Raw genomic sequence first — 19,981 nt, forward strand, 5'->3', positions numbered from 1 at the left:
TTTATAATAGCTAAATTTGGGGGGAGTTGTTTTCTTTGACAAACCGATACCTGGTTAATTTTGACTCCAGGGAATTACCCCAACAGGAAGCAGAGTATTTGATCATAGGCGGGGGTATTGCAGGGCTTTTTACTGCTTGGGCGGCAGCAAAATCCGGTGCACAAATAACTCTCCTGACAAAACGCACGGTGGCCGAAAGTAATACCGATAGGGCTCAGGGTGGTATTGCTGCCGCATTGGGTCAGCATGATTCCCCAGCATTACATATGCAAGATACATTAATTGCCGGGGCTGGTCTATGTGATGAAGATGCTGTTAGAATATTGGTAAACGAAGGACCCGAGAGAGTAAAGGAATTAATTAAAATGGGTGCATCCTTTGATCGAACAGGAGAAGATCTTTGTTTCACCAGAGAAGGTTGCCATAGCCAACATCGGATCCTTCATGCACAGGGTGACGCTACCGGAGCGGAGATTTTACGTGCCCTATATCAAAATGTATCCTCATTGTCTAGTGTAGAGATTATTGAAAATCAGTATGTTGTTGACCTGCTGGTCAAAAATAATGTATGTTACGGTGCTCTGGCTATGGATCAAATTACCGGCCAATTTCGTGTTTTTAGGGGTAAAATCGTTGTTTTGGCCACTGGAGGGTCTGGACGGTTATATAACTATACCACAAACCCCGAAGTTGCTACAGCTGACGGAATTGCCTTAGCCTACAGAGCTGGTGCTGAAGTCATGGACATGGAGTTTATTCAGTTTCATCCCACTTCATTGGTTTTACCAGATGCACCCCGCTTTTTAATTTCGGAGGCTGTAAGAGGAGAAGGGGCTCTACTGCGAAATTCTTGGGGGGAAAGGTTTATGGCCCAATATCATGGTATGGCGGAGCTTGCCCCCCGAGATATAGTATCCCGTGCGATTTTAAGTGAAATGGCTAGGACAAGGGCTAATTCTGTTTTTCTTGATCTGACTCACTTAGATCCCGATAAAATTAAGGAACGTTTTCCGACTATCACACAAACCTGTTCCAAATACGGCGTAGATATTGCCCGGGAATTTATTCCAGTTGCCCCGGCGGCCCACTATATGATGGGTGGGGTGAAAACGGATCTCTGGGGAGAAACAAGTATCCAACGCTTATTCGCTTGCGGTGAAGCCAGTTGCATGGCAGTCCACGGTGCAAATAGACTGGCCAGCAACTCATTGTTGGATGGTCTGGTCTGGGGCGGGCGTATTGTGGCAAGGGCCAACCATGTCCTAGAAGAAAGATTACCCGAGGAAACAGAGTTCTTCTGTCAAGATTTGCTGACAACTCCTGAAGAAGACTTTATCGACCTAAGGAAAGAGATACAGCATATTATGGGAGACAAAGTAGGTCCATTACGGACCGCCCAGCGACTAGCCCAAGCACTGGCATTCTTTGAACGTTGGTCATATTTAACCAAGCATGAAGTTAGGGATACAGCAAAAATGGAAGTGCGAAACATGCTGGAGGTTGGGGCATTGATAGCTGAGGCCGCAATGATGCGGAGTGAAAGCAGAGGAGGCCATTTTCGCTTAGATTATCCCGAGACATCAGAGCGGTGGCAAAAGCATATTATTCTTAAGGGTAATTAAAATGGAGGTTCCCCATGGATCTGAATTTTATGGAATTAAGAAAATTGATTGAAACTTCCTTAGCTGAAGACATAGGTACGGGAGATATTACAACCAACAGCATTGTTCCTGCTGAATGTAAGACCAAAGGGATTATATTTGTTAAGGAAACTGGCATTGTGGCGGGTATCTCGGTGGCAGAAGCGGTTTTCCGTTATTTATCCCCGGAGATTGGCTTTATCGCCCATGCAAAGGATGGGGATCAATTGGAGGCCGGCCAAACCATTGCAAAGGTTGAGGGGGATGCTCGGGCTATTTTAACCGGGGAGCGTCTGGCCTTAAATTTCTTGCAAAGAATGAGTGGCATCGCCACCCGGACAGCATCTTTAGTTGAAAAAGTAAAGCTTTACCCTGTGCGTGTTGTGGATACCCGCAAGACAACGCCTGGCTTACGCATGTTGGAAAAGTATGCTGTCCGGATTGCCGGGGGTTTTAATCATCGCTTTGGATTAAATGACGCAGTATTAATTAAAGATAACCACATAAAAGTGGCTGGGGGCATAACACAGGCTATACTGGCGGCCAGACATAATGTGCCCCATACCATTAAAATTGAGGTTGAGGTAGAAAGTTTAGCCGGCGTTATCGAGGCATTAGATGCTAAAGCAGATATTATTATGTTGGATAACATGGATCATGCTACTATGCGGGAAGCCGTCAAGTTGATCGATGGACGAGCCTTGGTGGAAGCATCCGGTGGAGTAAATGAAGAAACCATTGTTTCTGTGGCAAAAACAGGGGTTGATTTAATATCGGTGGGAGCCCTTACTCATTCCATTAAGTCCCTGGATATTAGTTTAGATATTGGTGAGATAAAAGTAAGAAATAACTAATTGTGACAGAAATGTAACAATTTGATGTGAATTTAGTAATAATTCCCCCCTATAATTAATTTAAAAGTTAGTTGCAGGGGGGAATTATTATGTCGTCTAATACCTTGCGTAGGTTTACTCAGGGGATTTTCCTTTTATCCATGACCTATGTGGCCTGGGCACACCAATTCTTCGGCGGGGGTCCAAACGGGAGGCCTCCCATTGATGCCTTTTGTCCCTTTGGTGGGTTAGAGAGTCTTTATGGATTTATAGCCTATGGTGAGTTTATCAAGAGAACGAACCTGTCCAATGTTATTTTACTGGTGGGAACCATATTAACCGCCATCGTGGTGGGAAGGGCCTTTTGTGGCTGGATTTGTCCCCTGGGGACCCTCCAAGAATGGTTAAACCGTTTGGGTCAGAGGATAATGGGCAAGAACTTTAGCCCGCCGGAGAAAATAGACCGTTATTTAAGGTCTTTAAAGTATTTATTCCTACTCCTTATTATTGCTTTAACCTGGCATACAGGAACCTTAGTTTTTCGTGATTTGGACCCATGGGTTGCCTATGCGCATATCTTTGGCGGATGGGAAAAACTAACGGAGCGGCCCATAGGACTGATTTTACTGGTCGTAACATTAGTAGGGGCCATCTTTATTGACCGATTATGGTGCAAGTATCTCTGTCCCCTGGGTGCCTTCTTAGGTCTTTTTCATAAGTTTAGTTTGGTAAAACTGGGTGTTGACCAGCAGCAATGTGTACAGTGTGGAAAATGTGAACGAAAATGTACTATGCAGGTGTCTATCTTGCAAGATCATGTCCAAGGATCGGAATGTATAGCCTGTGGGGAATGTGTTAATCACTGTGTTAAACCGGGAACCCTTGCTATGCGCTTTGGTAAAAAAACCATATCCATACTAATGGTAGGCATTATCACCATTGGACTATTTATGGGAACATATTTGGCTGCTAAATCCACAGGTCTTTGGATTACTAAGGGCAATGCCCAAATTCATATGGAGGAAGAAAGGTAAAGGGGATTTATCATATGATTAAAGGACATAGGTCCCTATGATTTTACCCCATTGCTCTATTACCATAATAACACTTTTATAGATATGATTATAACAATCATATTTTAAGGGGTGTTATTATGGCCAATTGCCCCCATGCAAAAGGGCATTACGGTTGCAATGCCTTAATAGACTATGGTTTTGCTCAGAACACATTGGTTTTACCGGAAAACTGGTGGAAACAGTACTGTAAGGGGAAAAACTATAGACAATGTCCCAATTTAAAAACGGCAGCTAATATGCAAGAGGATTGTTTAAGGCAGGATAAGTCGGGCATTGCTCCTTGTAACGGTTCTTCTGATCAAAAAATAAAACTGATTAACAAAGTATTTAAAACAGAAAAGAAACCCGGTCCATGCCCATGGCGGTAAATCTCCCCATTACTGTGAAAGGCCATGGTGCAACTCCAATATACGGTTTAGAGTTACCGTATCAGAATTTTATACACGTCCTTGGTATCCATAAAGGGGCAAAGGAGAGCTTCTTAAGTAAAAGGTTTCTTAGCGACTAAATGTAAACCTTGGTGGATATAATGGTTGACAAAGAAGTTCTAATGGGATAAAATGCCAAAGGGTGGTATTATGAATCCTAAACAAAAAATCCTAGAGCTACTTCGGGAAGAAGAGCCAGGGTATGTATCAGGCGAATACATATGTCAGCAACTCCAGGTGTCCAGAACAGCTATTTGGAAAACCATTGAGTCCCTTAGGAGTGATGGGTATGATATTGAGGCCAGACCTCGCTTGGGTTATCGTTTGTTAACCTCTCCGGATATTCTAGACCCAGCAGAGTGGCAGACAGATATCAAGACCCATATCATCGGACAGACTGTTCGTTATTACAAAACCACCACTTCCACCAATGAGGTTGCCAAGGACCTTGCAAGGCAAGGGATAACCGAAGGGGCCATTATCATTACAGAGGAACAAAGCAAAGGTCGGGGAAGGCTGGGTCGCACCTGGCAATGCCCACCCCGGACGGGTCTTTGTTTTTCCGTAGTCCTATTCCCCCGGGCCAATCCAATGGAGGTGCCCCAGTTTACTATGTTGGCAGCGGTGGCTGTGGTTAAGGCTTTGTATCGTACCCTCGGTCTTAGGGCACAGGTTAAATGGCCCAATGATGTCTACATTGAGGGACTAAAAATATGTGGTATCCTTGCAGAGATGGCTGCGGAGGCAGATCGAGTAAAGTATGTTGTTTTGGGGATTGGCCTGAATGTGAATCAAAGCAAGGAAGACTTGGTGTGTTTTGGTAATACAGCCACTTCCCTGAGGGTTCAATTAGGGCGGACACTGCTGCGATCCCAGATATTAAAGGTACTACTGGAGGAACTGGATAATCTTTATACCCTTTGGCAACAGGAAGGATTTTTACCTCTGAAGGGTTTATGGCGAGATAACGCTTTATGGATAGGTAACAAGGTACAAGTAAGTGGATTAAATAGCAATTACCAAGGTACTATGGAAGGAATCGATGACGGCGGGGCCTTGCTTCTTCGGTTATACGACGGTACCATAAAAACATTTTATTCAGGGGAAGTATCATTGAGACCAGCCAATAAATGACCCGGGATAGACTCTCGGGCAAGTTTTTGGCCTAAATGTCAACTTGGGGGAAATATAATGGTTAACAAAGGAGGTGTATCGATTGCGACTTACTAGCAGGGAAATTTCAATGGCAGCCTTAATGGCGGCAATTATGGTGGTGGTGACCTTAATCACCCGGGTTCCATTTGTACTGGCACTGGTGCCCTTCAGTTTACAACCTTTGATAGCGATACTGGCGGGGGTGCTATTGGGGGCAAGGACCGGGGCCTTGAGTATGATTGTTTATTTACTATTGGGCTTGATCGGGCTGCCGGTATTTGCCACGGAGCCCTTCGGAGGTCCTGCCTATGTGCTGAAGCCCACTTTTGGATTTCTTTTAGGACAGGTAATTGCTGCCTATGTAGCAGGAAAAATCTTAGAAGGACATAAAGACAAGAAATTAATCTATTATTTGATGGCCTCAGTGGCAGGGATGGCTGTTATCTATGTAGTGGGGCTACCATATATTTACGTGACATTAAATTTTTATCTTGGAAAAACAGTATCCCTGATGGGAGTGTTAAAAATTGGCTTTTTACCCTTTGTCCTTTGGGATTTATTAAAGGCTGTAATTGTGGCTGTTTTGGCAAGAGCCATTCATCAACGACTGCCTAATTCTTCAACCAAGCCAAACCAAAAGCTGCCGAGTTAACCTCGGCAGCTTTTGCATTAAGCTAAGGTGACCTTTTGTATTTCTTCAATGCCCAGTCGCTCTACAAATTTAAACATTCTCTCGCCGTTCTTAGCATTCTCTTTATAATAACTAATTAACCGACCAGCCAGGGATACAACCTCTTCTATACTCAGGCCCTCTGCCAGCACTTTACCAATGTGGGGAGCGGCACCGGCGTTGCCGCCAATCACAACGGTGAAGCCATTTGGTTTTCCAAAGGCCCCAAAATCCCTCGTCCAAGCTTCGCAACAATTTAATGGGCATCCAGAAATACCCATTTTAAATTTATTAGGCAATGCTATGCCAGAGAAAAGTTCATCTAGCCTTTGGGCCAGTCCTAAGGAATCCTGTTTACCATATTTGCACAGGGAATTTCCTGGACAGGATTGCACACTTCTTACACAGAGACCTGTGGCAGGTGCAGCTTCCATTCCGAGGTCTGCCCATACTTTGTTTACATCTTCTTCTTTAATGCCCACCAATGCGATTCGTTGGGAAGCAGTCATCTTTATCACCGGAATTTGATACTTGTCCACAACATCGGCCAACTTACGTAAGGAGTCACCGTTTAATAACCCGGCGAAACCAGTTTTAGGGATAATTGCATAGGTATTATCACGTTGTAAGATAGCATTTTTGGGGGATTCTGACATGAGCATAGCTCCTTTCACAACAAAAAGTATACTAAAATAGTATACAAAAGATAACTTTAATGTCAAGGGAAAACAAAATAATACAGAAAAATAAAAATTAATCAAATGATGAGTTATCTTAGGCTGGCTTTACGATATATTGGTCTTATTGCACTTTGTCATCTAAATTGATAGAATTGCTCTTGAGTTGATTGACAAAGGGAATCACTTGTCAACAAAATTGGAAATGTTGTTAAAAGAGAAAGGTAGGGAACAATTTGCTACTGGCAATAGACATTGGCAATACTAACATTGTCTTTGGTGTTTTTCAGGATAAAAATTTGGTAGATCACTGGCGTTTAGCCACAGACCGTAACCGGACCGCTGATGAGTATGGTGTTTTATTAAAAGAACTTTTTACTTTATCGAAAATAAATATGACTTCTGTGGAAGGGGTTATTATTTCTTCCGTCGTGCCTCCGGTAAATGGGCTGTTGGAATCTATGATTAAAAAATATTTTAAGTTGGATCCCATTCTGGTTGGACCGGGAATTAAAACCGGTATTCCTATTAAAACGGACAATCCCAGAGAAGTTGGTGCGGACCGAATTGTCAATGCAGTAGCCGCCTACTCCCTCTACGGGGGTCCTCTAATTATCGTTGACTTTGGCACAGCAACTACCTTTTGCTGCGTAACAGCCAAAGGCGAATACTTAGGAGGGGCCATCGCACCGGGCATAGGTATTTCAACCGAAGCTTTATTTGCCAGGGCAGCTAAACTGCCTAGGGTAGAACTTGTTAAACCTCTGTCAGTTATTGGTAGGAATACAATAAATGCCATGCAAGCGGGAATTGTTTTTGGCTTTGCGGGGCAGGTAGAAATGATTGTGAAAAGGATGAAACAAGAGATAGGAACTGATGTACAGGTTATTGCAACTGGGGGGTTGGCAGAGATTATTGCCAGGGAAACCACAGTGATAGATATAATTAACCCCTCGTTAACTTTGATGGGTTTATATATTCTCTACGAACGCAACCAGGCGACTAATGGGGGACAAGGCTTATGCAAATAGGTTCCGTTAGGTTACCAAATCAGGTGATTGCGGCTCCCATGGCCGGGGTAACAGATAGGGCCTATCGAATTCTTGCTAGAGAGCAAGGATGTGGACTTGCTGTTACAGAAATGATTAGTGATTTAGCGTTACTTTATGCCAATCCCAGGACTTACAGAATGTTGGATTTCAGGGGAGAAACAGTACCACTAAGCGTTCAGATATTTGGTTCAAACCCTGAATCCATGGGCAAAGCCGCAGCCATTGTTGTGGAAAGGGGGGCAACGATTGTTGATATTAATATGGGTTGCCCCACACCTAAAATTGTAAAAAACAACGAAGGCAGTGCACTGATGAAGACCCCACAATTGGCTGCCAAAATTGTGGAGGCGGTGGTAAAGTCCGTACCTGCCGTGCCAGTTACCGTAAAAATTCGTAAGGGCTGGGATGAGCAATCGGTAAATGCTGTTGAATTTGCGAGGTTAGTGGAGGCCGCAGGGGCTTCGGCTGTGGCAGTGCATGGGCGTACCCGAAGCCAATTTTATAGTGGTAAGGCCGACTGGGAAAGCATTCGAAAAGTTAAAGAAGCTTTAAAAATACCTGTTATTGGGAACGGGGATATTTGGTGTGCCCGGGATGCTGCTAAGATGTTAGAGTTGACTGGTTGCGATGGTGTAATGGTAGGACGAGGGGCAATGGGAAACCCATGGATCTTCCGAGAAATTGTCTATTATCTAAAGACCGGAATGGAACTGCCTTGTCCCAGTGCACAGGAAAGGGTAGAAACTGCAATTCGTCATTTACAGCTCATGGTGGAGTCTAAGGGCGAGGAGGTAGCGGTTTTTGAAATGAGAAAACACGCTGCCTGGTACACTAAGGGTATGCGGGGAGCTGCCCGGATAAGGGAGACCATTAACAAGTCCCAAAGTAAAAAAGAGATTGAGGATATACTGAGAAGTCTCCTGGATTAAAGAAAAGGTTTTGTTTTCTAACAGAACCTTTTTTCAGTAAAATTTATGGCCTGTTCTCGTATTTTTTATAATGATTGTTGATTTACAGGCATATGATTGTAAAGAAATAACCATAATACGAGAACGGGGGAAGCACCATGAAAAGCTTTGCTTTTATTGTACACCCACTGGATTGCAGTGATGTGGCCAGAAAATTTAACTTTACACGCTATATGCCAGATACCCTGGTTGAACAGACTCTAAAACTGCTCCCCCCTGTTCAGATATCTTCCATCACAGGAATCCGTTCCCCAGAGGCAGAAACCAAGGGGGCCTTTGTGTCCTGCCTGCTTACAACGAAACAAATGATAACACTACCGCAGCAATTTGTTATAAATAAGGTTATTCAGGCCGGCCGCCTGGCTGAAAAATTAGGGGCTAATGTTGTGGGGTTAGGAGCTTTTACAAAAGTGGTTGGGGATGCTGGTATAACTGTGGCAAAAAATCTAAAAATACCCGTAACAACGGGTAACAGTTACACCGTTGCCATGGCCCTGGAAGGAGCAAAGAAAGCCGCACAATTAATGGGTCACGATTTGAAGAAATCACGGGTTACAGTGGTGGGGGCCACTGGAGCCATTGGCAGTGTATGCGCATTGTTTTTAGCCAGAGATGTAAAGAATTTAACCTTGGTTGGTAGAAACGAGGCAAAACTGCACCTGCTGGCAGATCGTATTATGTATGAGACTGGATTGGCAGCAGAGGTCAACTCCAATATTAAATCCGTCCTAAGAAAGTCCGAACTGGTTATTACTGTAACTAGTTCGATGGATACCATTATTCAGCCAGAGGATTTAAAACCAGGGGCGGTGGTGTGTGATGTAGCCAGACCAAGGGATGTTTCCCGTCGGGTAGTAGAGGAAAGGGATGATGTTCTGGTTATCGAAGGAGGGATTGTTGAGGTTCCAGGAGATGTCAATTTCAATTTTAATTTTGGCTTTCCTCCAAAAACTGCCTATGCATGTATGGCTGAAACTATGATATTGGCCCTTGAAGGAAAAATGGAAAGCTATACATTGGGGCGAGAACTAACTCTCAAGCAGGTAGAGGAGATCTATCAATTAGGTAAGAAACACGGTTTTCGCTTAGCAGGATTCCGCAGCTTTGAAAAACCCATATTAGAAGAAGAGATTAGTTTAATAAAACAAAGGGCATTAATAAAAGCATCTTAGGATTTTAAGATGTTTTCAAATGAATTCTTGACAAATAATTCATGGTGTTTTTATAATGTACAGGAACAATAGACAAAGAAAGGAAGCACTGCAATTGGTATTCCCCCTTTTGCAGTGCTTTAACTGTAGATAGGCTTATTGCTAATTAAAGAAGATAGAGAAAACGGATTTTAAGGATAAGGAGAGTTAGAATGAAAGAAAAAGATGTCATGCTTACAGTTACTGGTTTAAAGCAATTGGAGGATGAACTGGAACAACTTAAGACCGTGAAGAGACGGCAAGTGGCCGAGAGAATTAAGCAAGCAATCGAATTCGGAGACATTAGTGAAAACTCTGAATATGAAGATGCTAAAAATGAACAGGCTTTTATTGAGGGTCGTATTTTAACCCTTGAAAAAATGCTGCGTAACGCTAAAATTATTGATGACGAAAACCTAGATAACGAAGTGGTTTCATTAGGCTCCAAAGTGATTTTAAAGGACTTGGAGTTTGGGGATGAGTTGGAATATTCCATAGTAGGATCTGTGGAAGCAGATCCAGATGCAAACAAAATATCTAATGAATCACCGGTTGGTAGAGCTATTTTAGGACAATCCAAAGGGAGTGTTGTGGAAGTTAATGTTCCTGCGGGTATTTTGAAGTATGAAATTGTCGACATTTTGAGGTAGCGTTTGGGGGTTTTGAAATGACAGATGTAAACGAAAATAATTTAGTACAACCGTCTTCGGAGACACCGGATGCCGGACAAACCATGCTTGAAGATCTTAATGAGCTTATGAAAGTTCGCAGAGAGAAACTACAAGAACTTATTAACCAAGGCATTCAGCCCTTTGGTGAAAAATTTGAGGTTACTCATTATACCTTTGATATCACAGAGCGGTTTGAAGAAATGGAAGGGCAAACCGTTACCATTGCGGGTCGCATTACAGCAAAACGAGTAATGGGTAAAGCTAGTTTTGCCAATATCCAAGACAGTAGAGGGAATATTCAAGTATATGCTAGGTTAAACGATTTGGGAGCAGAGGAATATGCTCGCCTTGAGAAACTGGATATCGGTGATATTATTGGCTGTTACGGAAAGGTATTTAGAACTCGTAAAGGTGAAATAACCGTACATATTGACAGTTATAAATTATTATCAAAGTCCTTACGACCTCTGCCCGAAAAATGGCATGGGCTAAAGGATGTTGACCTACGCTACCGTCAACGTTACGTAGATCTTATTGTAAATCCCGAAGTAAAACAAACCTTCATTACCCGTAGTAGGGTGGTAAGGGGTATCCGCAACTACTTAGATCAGAGGGGCTTCCTAGAGGTTGAAACCCCCATGATGCACCCCATTGCCGGCGGTGCCAGTGCACGCCCCTTTATTACCCACCATAATACCCTGGATATGAATCTCTACATGAGGATTGCCCCAGAGTTATATCTAAAAAGGTTATTAGTGGGCGGATTTGATAAGGTTTACGAAATTAATCGCAACTTTCGCAACGAAGGTATTTCTACTAGGCATAATCCTGAATTTACTACTATTGAATTATACCAAGCCTATGCTGACTATAATGATATGATGGATCTCACAGAAGATCTTATTTCTCAGGTGGCTCAGGATGTGCTGGGGACCACTATGGTTGAATACGAGGGTGTAGAAATCAGCCTTGCTAAACCATGGCGACGGGTTCCTATGCTAGAAATTGTCAAAGAACATTCAGGATTAGATTTTTCCCAGTTAAAAGACGCTAAAGAAGCCTTTGAAGCAGCTAAGGGGTTAGGCCTTGATGTTGAACCCAGTGCTTCTTGGGGAGATATTCTTAATACGGTATTTGAGGAAAAGGTTGAGGACAAGCTGATTCAACCAACCTTTGTAATAGATTACCCTGTAGACATATCACCCCTGGCAAAACGTCAGCAAGAGAACCCAGAATTGACTTATCGTTTTGAGTTATTCATATATGGACGGGAATTAGCCAATGCTTTTTCCGAGCTTAACGATCCTATTGACCAAAAGGGCAGATTTATGTCCCAAGTAGAAAAGAGAAATGCAGGGGATGAAGAAGCCCAAATGTATGACGAAGATTTCATTCAGGCTCTAGAATATGGCATGCCACCAGCCGGAGGATTAGGAATCGGTATTGACCGTCTAGTTATGTTATTAACCAACTCATCTTCTATTCGTGATGTAATATTATTTCCGTTAATGAGACCCAAGGAATCCTAGTATAAGAACAAATTACCTTTTGACTTTAACCGCCGGGAATGATAAGCTATTTCTTGTCTCCCGGCGGGTTAAATGCCGGAACAAAAAAGATAAAAATAATACTAGACAAAACATTATACCACATGTATAATTAATTCTTGTGAGAGCTGACAACATTTGTTATAAAAAAACAATGTTAAATAAAACTTGACACAGAATTTACAATATGGTAACATTTCAAATCGAGGGCAGTAAAAACTGCCGAGAAAAACTGGTCTTTGAAAACTAAACAGAGATGATGGATGCAAAAGGTCAAGTCAAAAGTCATCGCAAGATGAAACTATGAATGACCACAAAAAACATCCTCGTCAAGCGTTAAAAGACGCTAGCGAGTAAATCAAGGATAAGAAAAGAGCCAAAAACTCTTTAAAATATTGCGAAATATTTTACGGAGAGTTTGATCCTGGCTCAGGACGAACGCTGGCGGCGTGCTTAACACATGCAAGTCGAACGGTCTTCGAGGTTCGACATTCGAGGTTCGAATTTTGAGTTCGAGTAAAGCTTAAGGGTCATTTAAAAGACCCCAAAGAAATGCTTGGATCGAATCACGAATTTCGAACGTCGAACTTCGAAGATAGTGGCGAACGGGTGAGTAACGCGTGGATAACCTGCCTGATAGACCGGGATAACAGCTGGAAACGGTTGCTAATACCGGATACGCTTGCGGAGTCGCATGGCTCTGTAAGGAAAGCTATCGTGCTATCAGATGGATCCGCGTCCCATTAGCTAGTTGGTGGTGTAACGGACCACCAAGGCGACGATGGGTAGCCGGCCTGAGAGGGCGAACGGCCACACTGGGACTGAGACACGGCCCAGACTCCTACGGGAGGCAGCAGTGGGGAATCTTCCGCAATGGGCGAAAGCCTGACGGAGCAACGCCGCGTGAGGGAAGAAGGCCTTCGGGTTGTAAACCTCTGTTTTCAGGGAAGAACAAATGACGGTACCTGAAGAGTAAGCTCCGGCTAACTACGTGCCAGCAGCCGCGGTAATACGTAGGGAGCGAGCGTTGTCCGGATTTACTGGGCGTAAAGGGCGCGTAGGTGGTGCATTAAGTTAGAGGTGAAAGTTCGGGGCTCAACCCCGTGATTGCCTCTGATACTGGTGGACTTGAGTGCAGGAGAGGGGAGCAGAATTCCCAGTGTAGCGGTGAAATGCGTAGATATTGGGAGGAATACCAGTGGCGAAGGCGGCTCTCTGGACTGTAACTGACACTGAGGCGCGAAAGCGTGGGGAGCGAACAGGATTAGATACCCTGGTAGTCCACGCCGTAAACGATGAGTGCTAGGTGTTGCGGGTATCGACCCCTGCAGTGCCGCAGTAAACACAATAAGCACTCCGCCTGGGGAGTACGGTCGCAAGACTGAAACTCAAAGGAATTGACGGGGGCCCGCACAAGCGGTGGAGTATGTGGTTTAATTCGACGCAACGCGAAGAACCTTACCAGGGCTTGACATCCTACGAAACTCATAGAGATATGAGCCTTATCCTTCGGGATAACGTAGAGACAGGTGGTGCATGGTTGTCGTCAGCTCGTGTCGTGAGATGTTGGGTTAAGTCCCGCAACGAGCGCAACCCCTAACATTAGTTGCCAGCACGTAAAGGTGGGAACTCTAATGTGACTGCCGTTGACAAAACGGAGGAAGGTGGGGATGACGTCAAATCATCATGCCCCTTATGTCCTGGGCTACACACGTACTACAATGGCCGGTACAGACGGAAGCGAAGCCGTGAGGTGGAGCAAACCTGAGAAAGCCGGTCCCAGTTCGGATTGTAGTCTGCAACTCGACTACATGAAGTCGGAATCGCTAGTAATCGCAGGTCAGCATACTGCGGTGAATACGTTCCCGGGCCTTGTACACACCGCCCGTCACACCACGAAAGTTGACAACACCCGAAGCCGGTGAGCTAACCGCAAGGAGGCAGCCGTCGAAGGTGGGGCCGATGATTGGGGTGAAGTCGTAACAAGGTAGCCGTATCGGAAGGTGCGGCTGGATCACCTCCTTTCTAAGGAGAAATTAGCGAAAGCTAATTATCTAAGGTCGGTCATTCATCATCAACCTGTTTAGTTTTGAGAGACCAAATGGGACTATAGCTCAGCCGGTTAGAGCGCACGCCTGATAAGCGTGAGGTCGGTGGTTCGAGTCCACCTAGTCCCACCAATAAATAGATATATCGTGGGGGCATAGCTCAGCTGGGAGAGCACCTGCCTTGCAAGCAGGGGGTCAGCGGTTCGATCCCGCTTGTCTCCACCATTTTTATCTATTTAGCTATGAGCCATGAGCTTAAGCTAAGTCTCTTAAAAACAAACCTGAAATCCAACGTTCTTTGAAAACTGAACAGCGACAAGTAAAGCGTCGACAAAAACAATTTCAGTAGGTTACCAAAAGTAACCGAGCCGAAAAGCAAGATTGGTCAAGAAAGAAAGGGCATACGGTGGATGCCTAGGCGCTAAGGGCCGAAGAAGGGCGCGGTAAGCTGCGAAAAGCCACGAGGAGCCGCAAGCAGGCATTGATTCGTGGGTACCCGAATGGGGCAACCCGGCGGAGCAAACCTCCGTCACCCTATGCTGAATCCATAGGCATAGAGGAGGGCACCCGGGGAACTGAAACATCTAAGTACCCGGAGGAAGAGAAAGAAACATCGAACCCCCAAGTAGCGGCGAGCGAAAAGGGGCGAGCCTAAACCAGAATTCTTCGGAAATCTGGGGTTGCGGGACCCTCATCACGTGATAACTAGACCTAGTTGAAGACACCTGGAAAGGTGCTGCACAGAAGGTAAAACACCTGTAGACGAAAGGTTGAACATTACAGAGGAAATCCCAAGTACCGCGGGACACGAGAAACCCCGTGGGAATCAGGGGGGACCACCCCCCAAGGCTAAATACCCATAGCGACCGATAGTGAACCAGTACCGTGAGGGAAAGGTGAAAAGCACCCCGGGAGGGGAGTGAAAAAGAACCTGAAACCGTATGCCTACAAGCTGTCGGAGCACTATTCGAGGTTCGATATTCGAGATTCGAAATTCGAATGCATGTCATATCTTACGGGTCAAGTAAAAAAGACCCTAAAGGAATGCGTGTATCGAACCACGAACTTCGAACATCGAACTTCGAAGTGTGACGGCGTACTTTTTGTAGAACGGACCGGCGAGTTACATCTAACGTGCAGGTTAAGGCAGGAAAGCCGGAGCCAAAGCGAAAGCAAGTCTTAAAAGGGCGAGAGTGTACGTTGGAGTAGACCCGAAACCTGGTGATCTACCCATGTCCAGAGTGAAGCTTTAGTAAAATAAAGTGGAGGCTCGAACCGACCTTCGTTGAAAAGGAGGCGGATGAGGTGTGGGTAGGGGTGAAATGCCAATCGAACCAGGAGATAGCTGGTTCTCCCCGAAATAGCTTTAGGGCTAGCCTCGGTGGATGAATAACGGAGGTAGAGCACTGAATGGGCTAGGGGCCTTCACGGGTTACCGAACCCAATCAAACTCCGAATGCCGTTATTTTAGAAACCGGGAGTCAGACTGCGGGTGCTAAGATTCGTAGTCAAAAGGGAAACAGCCCAGACCAACAGCTAAGGTCCCAAAGATATACTAAGTGGAAAAGGATGTGGGGTTGCTAAGACAACCAGGATGTTGGCTTAGAAGCAGCCACCATTTAAAGAGTGCGTAATAGCTCACTGGTCAAGTGACCCTGCGCCGAAAATGTAACGGGGCTAAGTATATCACCGAAGCTTTGGATTCTCGAGGTTCAATATTCGAGATTCGATGTTCGAAAGGAAAACTCACATGATAAAAGATTATCATGATCTTGAAGTGTACAAGAGGGGATATAAACTGGCTCTTCAAATACACAAAACAACAAAGGGTTTTCCGCAGCATGAGTTGTATGAGATAGGGAGCCAAATAAGACGTGCGGCCGTATCAATACCGCTTAATATAGCCGAAGGATACGGTAGAAAGAACTATGTAGATGATTTTAAGAGGTTCTTAATAAATGCACTTGGATCCTGTAATGAGGTTGCAGTTTTACTAGATATGATCAAAGACCTTGGATATATATCAGATCAGTATGAAGGTTTTAAAGAGGAATACGATCATCTAGGAAGGCAACTAAACAAACTGATACAAACTTGGAAATAATCGAATTTCGAAATTCGAATATCGAACTTCGAGAATGGTAGGGGAGCGTTCTTACCACATTGAAGCAGTACCGAAAGGAGCTGTGGAGAGGTAAGAAGTGAGAATGCCGGTATGAGTAAGCGAAAAGGCAGGTGAGAATCCTGCCCGCCGAAAACCTAAGGATTTCTGGGGAAGGTTCGTCCGCCCAGAGTAAGTCGGGACCTAAGCCGAGGCCGCAAGGCGTAGGCGATGGACAATCGGTTGAAAATCCGATACCACCAAAAACCGTATGAGGATGGAGTGACGCAGGAGGGTAAGTTAAGCCAGCGGTTGGAAAAGCTGGTCCAAGCCCGTAGGGTGTAAGATAGGCAAATCCGTCTTACATAAAACCTGAGAGGTGACGGGGAGCGAAAACAAGTAGCGAAGTAACTGATCCCAAACTGCCAAGAAAAGCTTCTAACGAGGTAAGTTGGTGCCCGTACCGCAAACCGACACAGGTAGGTGGGGTGAGAATCCTAAGGCGCGCGAGAGAACCCTCGTTAAGGAACTCGGCAAAATGACCCCGTAACTTCGGGAGAAGGGGTGCCTCGGTATCGTGAAAATTGTACGATTGGAGCGAGAAGAGGCCGCAGAGAAAAGGTCCAAGCGACTGTTTACCAAAAACACAGGTCCCTGCTAAAGCGAAAGCTGACGTATAGGGGCTGACGCCTGCCCGGTGCTGGAAGGTTAAGGGGAAATGTTAAGGAAACTGAAGCATAGAACCGAAGCCCCAGTAAACGGCGGCCGTAACTATAACGGTCCTAAGGTAGCGAAATTCCTTGTCGGGTAAGTTCCGACCCGCACGAAAGGCGTAACGATTTGGACACTGTCTCAACGAGGGGCTCGGTGAAATTGTAATGACGGTGAAGATGCCGTCTACCTGCGACAGGACAGAAAGACCCCGTGGAGCTTTACTGTAGCTTGACATTGGGTTTTGGTATTTGATGTACAGGATAGGTGGGAGACTTAGAAGCTTGCACGCCAGTGTAGGTGGAGTCAGCGTTGGGATACCACCCTTTAGATATTGAAATTCTAACTAAATTCCATGAAGCTGGAATGAGGACAGTGTCAGGTGGGCAGTTTGACTGGGGCGGTCGCCTCCCAAAAGGTAACGGAGGCGCCCAAAGGTTCCCTCAGTGCGGAAGGAAATCGCACGTTAGAGTGTAAAGGCAAAAGGGAGCTTGACAGCGAGACCAACAAGTCGAGCTGGTACGAAAGTAGGGCTTAGTGATCCGGCGGTTCTGAGTGGAAGGGCCGTCGCTCAACGGATAAAAGCTACCCCGGGGATAACAGGCTTATCTCCCCCAAGAGTCCACATCGACGGGGAGGTTTGGCACCTCGATGTCGGCTCATCGCATCCTGGGGCTGAAGTAGGTCCCAAGGGTTGGGCTGTTCGCCCATTAAAGCGGTACGTGAGCTGGGTTCAGAACGTCGTGAGACAGTTCGGTCCCTATCCGTCGCAGGCGCAGGAAACTTGAGAAGAGCTGTCCCTAGTACGAGAGGACCGGGATGGACGGACCGCTGGTGTACCAGCTATCGTGCCAACGGTAGTGCTGGGTAACTAAGTCCGGAAGGGATAAGTGCTGAAAGCATCTAAGCACGAAGCCTCCTTCAAGATGAGGTTTCCCACCTTCTCGAAGTTCGAGTTTCGACATTCGATGTTCGAATTTGGGTAAGAATTTTGGGTTGTTAAAAATAAAGACCCAAAAGAAATACTTAGATCGAACTTCGAACCACGAATTTCGAACTTCGAGAAGGGTAAGATCCCATGAAGACTACATGGTAGATAGGCCGGGAGTGTAAGAGCAGCAATGTTTTCAGCTGACCGGTACTAATAGATCGAGTTCTTGACCAAAAACAAGCCTTAGGCCATGTGCCATGAGCCGTGAGCTAAGGTTAAGAATATATGACGCAATACTAAATAGCTGTTCAGTTTTGAGAGAACATAAATTGTTTGCTCAAAGGAAAAGCCAAAAAGCTCATGGCCCAAGGATGACCTAAAAGTAATACCCAATAGCATAAAGTTTCTGGTGGCGATACCGGAGGGGGTACACCTGTTCCCATCCCGAACACAGCAGTTAAGCCCTCCAGGGCCGATGGTACTTGGAGCTCACGCTCCTGGGAGAGTAGGTCGTCGCCAGAATAATTATATTCCTCGATAGCTCAATGGTGGAGCAACCGGCTGTTAACCGGTAGGTTGCTGGTTCGAGTCCAGCTCGGGGAGCCAGTAAAATAGCCATCAGCTTTTAGCCATGAGCTATGAGCGAAGGTAAAAATATATGACGCAATACTAAATAGCTGTTCAGTTTTGAGAGAACATAAATTGTTTGCTCAAAGGAAAAGCCAAAAAGCTCATAGCCCAAGGTCCACAGTCCATGGCTGACCTAAAAGTAATACCCAATAGCATAAAGTTTCTGGTGGCGATACCGGAGGGGGTACACCTGTTCCCATCCCGAACACAGCAGTTAAGCCCTCCAGGGCCGATGGTACTTGGAGCTCACGCTCCTGGGAGAGTAGGTCGTCGCCAGAATAATTATATTCCTCGATAGCTCAATGGTGGAGCAACCGGCTGTTAACCGGTAGGTTGCTGGTTCGAGTCCAGCTCGGGGAGCCAATAAAACCTTCTGCATTTGCAGAGGGGTTTTTTTATTTGCCTGTGGGGAATTAATATGGCTTTACTTGGCAAAAAACCTGGATTCATATCAAGAATATAGGAAAAACTATAAAAACAAAAATAAGAGCTTAAAATAAAAATATAAATGATATAGATTTGCCATCAATCGTTTTTTTTGACAAATACAAGGATTCCTATGGGTTTAAAAATTTTATAAAAGTATTATAATAAAGTTAAGGTTAGGCAAGGTCAGTAAAACTTCCGAGTTTTTTATTTGCTGGTGAGGTGAGGGTTTTATGGCAAACATATCAGAATTAATAGAGAAATACATTAAAGAACTGATTCAGGTTAGCCCATGTGACTATGTTGAACTCCAAAGGAACGAATTGGCGGCCCAGTTTAAGTGTGTACCTTCCCAGATTAATTACGTACTTGCTACTCGGTTTTCCAGTCAAAATGGCTATATTGTAGAGAGTCGAAGGGGAGGGGGCGGCTTTATAAGAGTTGTTAAGATCCCCCTAGATCAACATAATGACCCGGCTGCACAAATTTATCATTTAGTAGGGGACGATATTAACCAATCCCAGGCTGAAAAAATTATCAAAAGACTAGCAGAAGAAGAATTTATTACTCAAAGGGAAGCACTTATTTTTAAAGCTGTTATCGACAGAAACGTTTTACGAATGGGATTACCCTGGCGAGATAATCTAAGGGCCCAGCTTCTAAGGGCAATGTTAGGGGCAATATTTCGAGAAAGATAGAAGGAGGTTTTACCCATGCTTTGTGATCGTTGTCAAAAGAGGCCCGCTGAGGTGCATTTTACACAGATCATTAATAATTCCAAAAAACAAATGAATTTGTGTTCTACCTGTGCTTCGGAACTGCAAGCCGGGAGCTTAGGGTTTGCTCCTCAATTAAATTTACATGACTTTTTAGCAGGTTTAATAAACCACCATTTTACAGGTTCCAGTATACAAACCAATGCTTTACCGCAGATGCGATGTGAGAAGTGTGGTTCTACGGAAGCCCAGGTGGCGAAGACTGGGTTATTTGGCTGCAGTGAATGTTACAGTCAAATTGGAGAGAGGGTTAGGCCGCTATTAAAAAGAATTCATGGCAGCAGTATTCATACTGGTAAGGTTCCCAAGAGAACTGGTGGAACGGCCCTTATTGCTAAAGAGATTAGAATATTAAAGAATCAGCTTCAGAATGCGATAAAATATGAGGAATTTGAAGAAGCAGCCAGCATTCGAGATCGTATTAAAGAACTGGAACAAAAGCTCCAATAGG

General features: G+C 44.8%; 14 protein-coding genes, 4 tRNA genes and 4 rRNA genes. 21 read left to right on the forward strand and 1 reads right to left on the reverse strand.

What is annotated here, in order from left to right; genetic code table 11:
* The first annotated feature begins 35 nt into the window (after positions 1 to 35).
* The 6 genes from nadB to DRED_RS00890 all read left to right on the forward strand — a co-directional run bounded on the left by nadB (position 36) and on the right by DRED_RS00890 (position 5,784).
* Entirely contained in the window at positions 36 to 1,622 is a 1,587-nt protein-coding gene (nadB, locus tag DRED_RS00865; protein ID WP_011876554.1) for an L-aspartate oxidase, read from the forward strand.
* 14 nt (positions 1,623 to 1,636) lie between these two features.
* Complete coding sequence (gene nadC / locus DRED_RS00870) at positions 1,637 to 2,494, forward strand: carboxylating nicotinate-nucleotide diphosphorylase (protein WP_011876555.1); 858 nt, start codon at positions 1,637 to 1,639, stop codon at positions 2,492 to 2,494.
* A gap of 89 nt (positions 2,495 to 2,583) precedes the next feature.
* Entirely contained in the window at positions 2,584 to 3,507 is a 924-nt protein-coding gene (locus DRED_RS00875; RefSeq protein ID WP_049755824.1) for a 4Fe-4S binding protein, read from the forward strand.
* A gap of 119 nt (positions 3,508 to 3,626) precedes the next feature.
* On the forward strand, positions 3,627 to 3,917 hold the full coding sequence (locus DRED_RS00880; RefSeq protein ID WP_011876557.1) for a hypothetical protein: 291 nt from the start codon (positions 3,627 to 3,629) through the stop codon (positions 3,915 to 3,917).
* A gap of 210 nt (positions 3,918 to 4,127) precedes the next feature.
* Positions 4,128 to 5,111: a biotin--[acetyl-CoA-carboxylase] ligase gene (locus DRED_RS00885; protein WP_238442554.1), complete on the forward strand. Its 984-nt coding sequence runs from the start codon at positions 4,128 to 4,130 to the stop codon at positions 5,109 to 5,111.
* Between the two features lie 82 nt (positions 5,112 to 5,193).
* Positions 5,194 to 5,784 (forward strand): biotin transporter BioY, encoded by a 591-nt coding sequence (locus DRED_RS00890; RefSeq protein WP_041274362.1) that lies wholly within the window; start codon positions 5,194 to 5,196, stop codon positions 5,782 to 5,784.
* Positions 5,785 to 5,801: 17 nt separating this feature from the next.
* Here the strand turns inward: DRED_RS00890 and DRED_RS00895 are convergent, their stop codons facing one another.
* Positions 5,802 to 6,458 carry a nitrite/sulfite reductase domain-containing protein gene (locus tag DRED_RS00895; protein ID WP_011876560.1) on the reverse strand — a complete coding sequence of 219 codons (657 nt, stop codon included), beginning with the start codon at positions 6,456 to 6,458 and terminating at the stop codon, positions 5,802 to 5,804.
* Positions 6,459 to 6,715: 257 nt separating this feature from the next.
* Here DRED_RS00895 and DRED_RS00900 point away from each other — a divergent pair, with 257 nt between their 5' ends.
* The 15 genes from DRED_RS00900 (at position 6,716) to DRED_RS00970 (ending at position 19,980) form a co-directional block, all read left to right on the forward strand.
* On the forward strand, positions 6,716 to 7,510 hold the full coding sequence (locus DRED_RS00900; RefSeq protein WP_011876561.1) for a type III pantothenate kinase: 795 nt from the start codon (positions 6,716 to 6,718) through the stop codon (positions 7,508 to 7,510).
* On the forward strand, positions 7,501 to 8,460 hold the full coding sequence (gene dusB, locus DRED_RS00905) for a tRNA dihydrouridine synthase DusB (protein WP_011876562.1): 960 nt from the start codon (positions 7,501 to 7,503) through the stop codon (positions 8,458 to 8,460). Before DRED_RS00900 ends, dusB begins: the two co-directional genes overlap by 10 nt.
* A 137-nt stretch (positions 8,461 to 8,597) precedes the next feature.
* Complete coding sequence (locus tag DRED_RS00910; RefSeq protein ID WP_011876563.1) at positions 8,598 to 9,671, forward strand: shikimate 5-dehydrogenase; 1,074 nt, start codon at positions 8,598 to 8,600, stop codon at positions 9,669 to 9,671.
* A gap of 191 nt (positions 9,672 to 9,862) precedes the next feature.
* Complete coding sequence (greA, locus tag DRED_RS00915; protein WP_011876564.1) at positions 9,863 to 10,339, forward strand: transcription elongation factor GreA; 477 nt, start codon at positions 9,863 to 9,865, stop codon at positions 10,337 to 10,339.
* Positions 10,340 to 10,356: 17 nt separating this feature from the next.
* Positions 10,357 to 11,889: a lysine--tRNA ligase gene (gene lysS / locus DRED_RS00920; RefSeq protein WP_011876565.1), complete on the forward strand. Its 1,533-nt coding sequence runs from the start codon at positions 10,357 to 10,359 to the stop codon at positions 11,887 to 11,889.
* A 424-nt stretch (positions 11,890 to 12,313) separates the two neighbouring features.
* Positions 12,314 to 13,932, forward strand: a 16S ribosomal RNA gene (locus tag DRED_RS00925).
* Between the two features lie 78 nt (positions 13,933 to 14,010).
* Positions 14,011 to 14,087, forward strand: a tRNA-Ile gene (locus DRED_RS00930).
* A gap of 17 nt (positions 14,088 to 14,104) precedes the next feature.
* Positions 14,105 to 14,180 (forward strand) — tRNA-Ala (locus tag DRED_RS00935).
* Positions 14,181 to 14,338: 158 nt separating this feature from the next.
* Positions 14,339 to 17,932: ribosomal RNA gene (locus tag DRED_RS00940) — 23S ribosomal RNA — on the forward strand.
* 171 nt (positions 17,933 to 18,103) lie between these two features.
* Positions 18,104 to 18,220, forward strand: a 5S ribosomal RNA gene (gene rrf, locus DRED_RS00945).
* 9 nt (positions 18,221 to 18,229) lie between these two features.
* Positions 18,230 to 18,304: transfer RNA gene (locus tag DRED_RS00950), tRNA-Asn, on the forward strand.
* A gap of 186 nt (positions 18,305 to 18,490) precedes the next feature.
* Positions 18,491 to 18,607 (forward strand): 5S ribosomal RNA (rrf, locus tag DRED_RS00955).
* Together the 16S, 23S and 5S rRNA genes with 4 tRNA genes alongside form the textbook arrangement of a ribosomal RNA operon.
* Positions 18,608 to 18,616: 9 nt before the next feature.
* A tRNA-Asn gene (locus DRED_RS00960) sits at positions 18,617 to 18,691 on the forward strand.
* 296 nt (positions 18,692 to 18,987) lie between these two features.
* Positions 18,988 to 19,452 (forward strand): CtsR family transcriptional regulator, encoded by a 465-nt coding sequence (locus DRED_RS00965; RefSeq protein ID WP_011876567.1) that lies wholly within the window; start codon positions 18,988 to 18,990, stop codon positions 19,450 to 19,452.
* Positions 19,453 to 19,467: 15 nt separating this feature from the next.
* A complete protein-coding gene (locus DRED_RS00970) occupies positions 19,468 to 19,980 on the forward strand; it encodes a UvrB/UvrC motif-containing protein (RefSeq protein ID WP_011876568.1) in 513 nt (170 codons plus the stop codon).
* The last annotated feature ends 1 nt before the right edge of the window (position 19,981 follow it).

It is taken from the genome of Desulforamulus reducens MI-1, assembly GCF_000016165.1.
GTDB lineage: Bacteria > Bacillota > Desulfotomaculia > Desulfotomaculales > Desulfotomaculaceae > Desulfotomaculum > Desulfotomaculum reducens.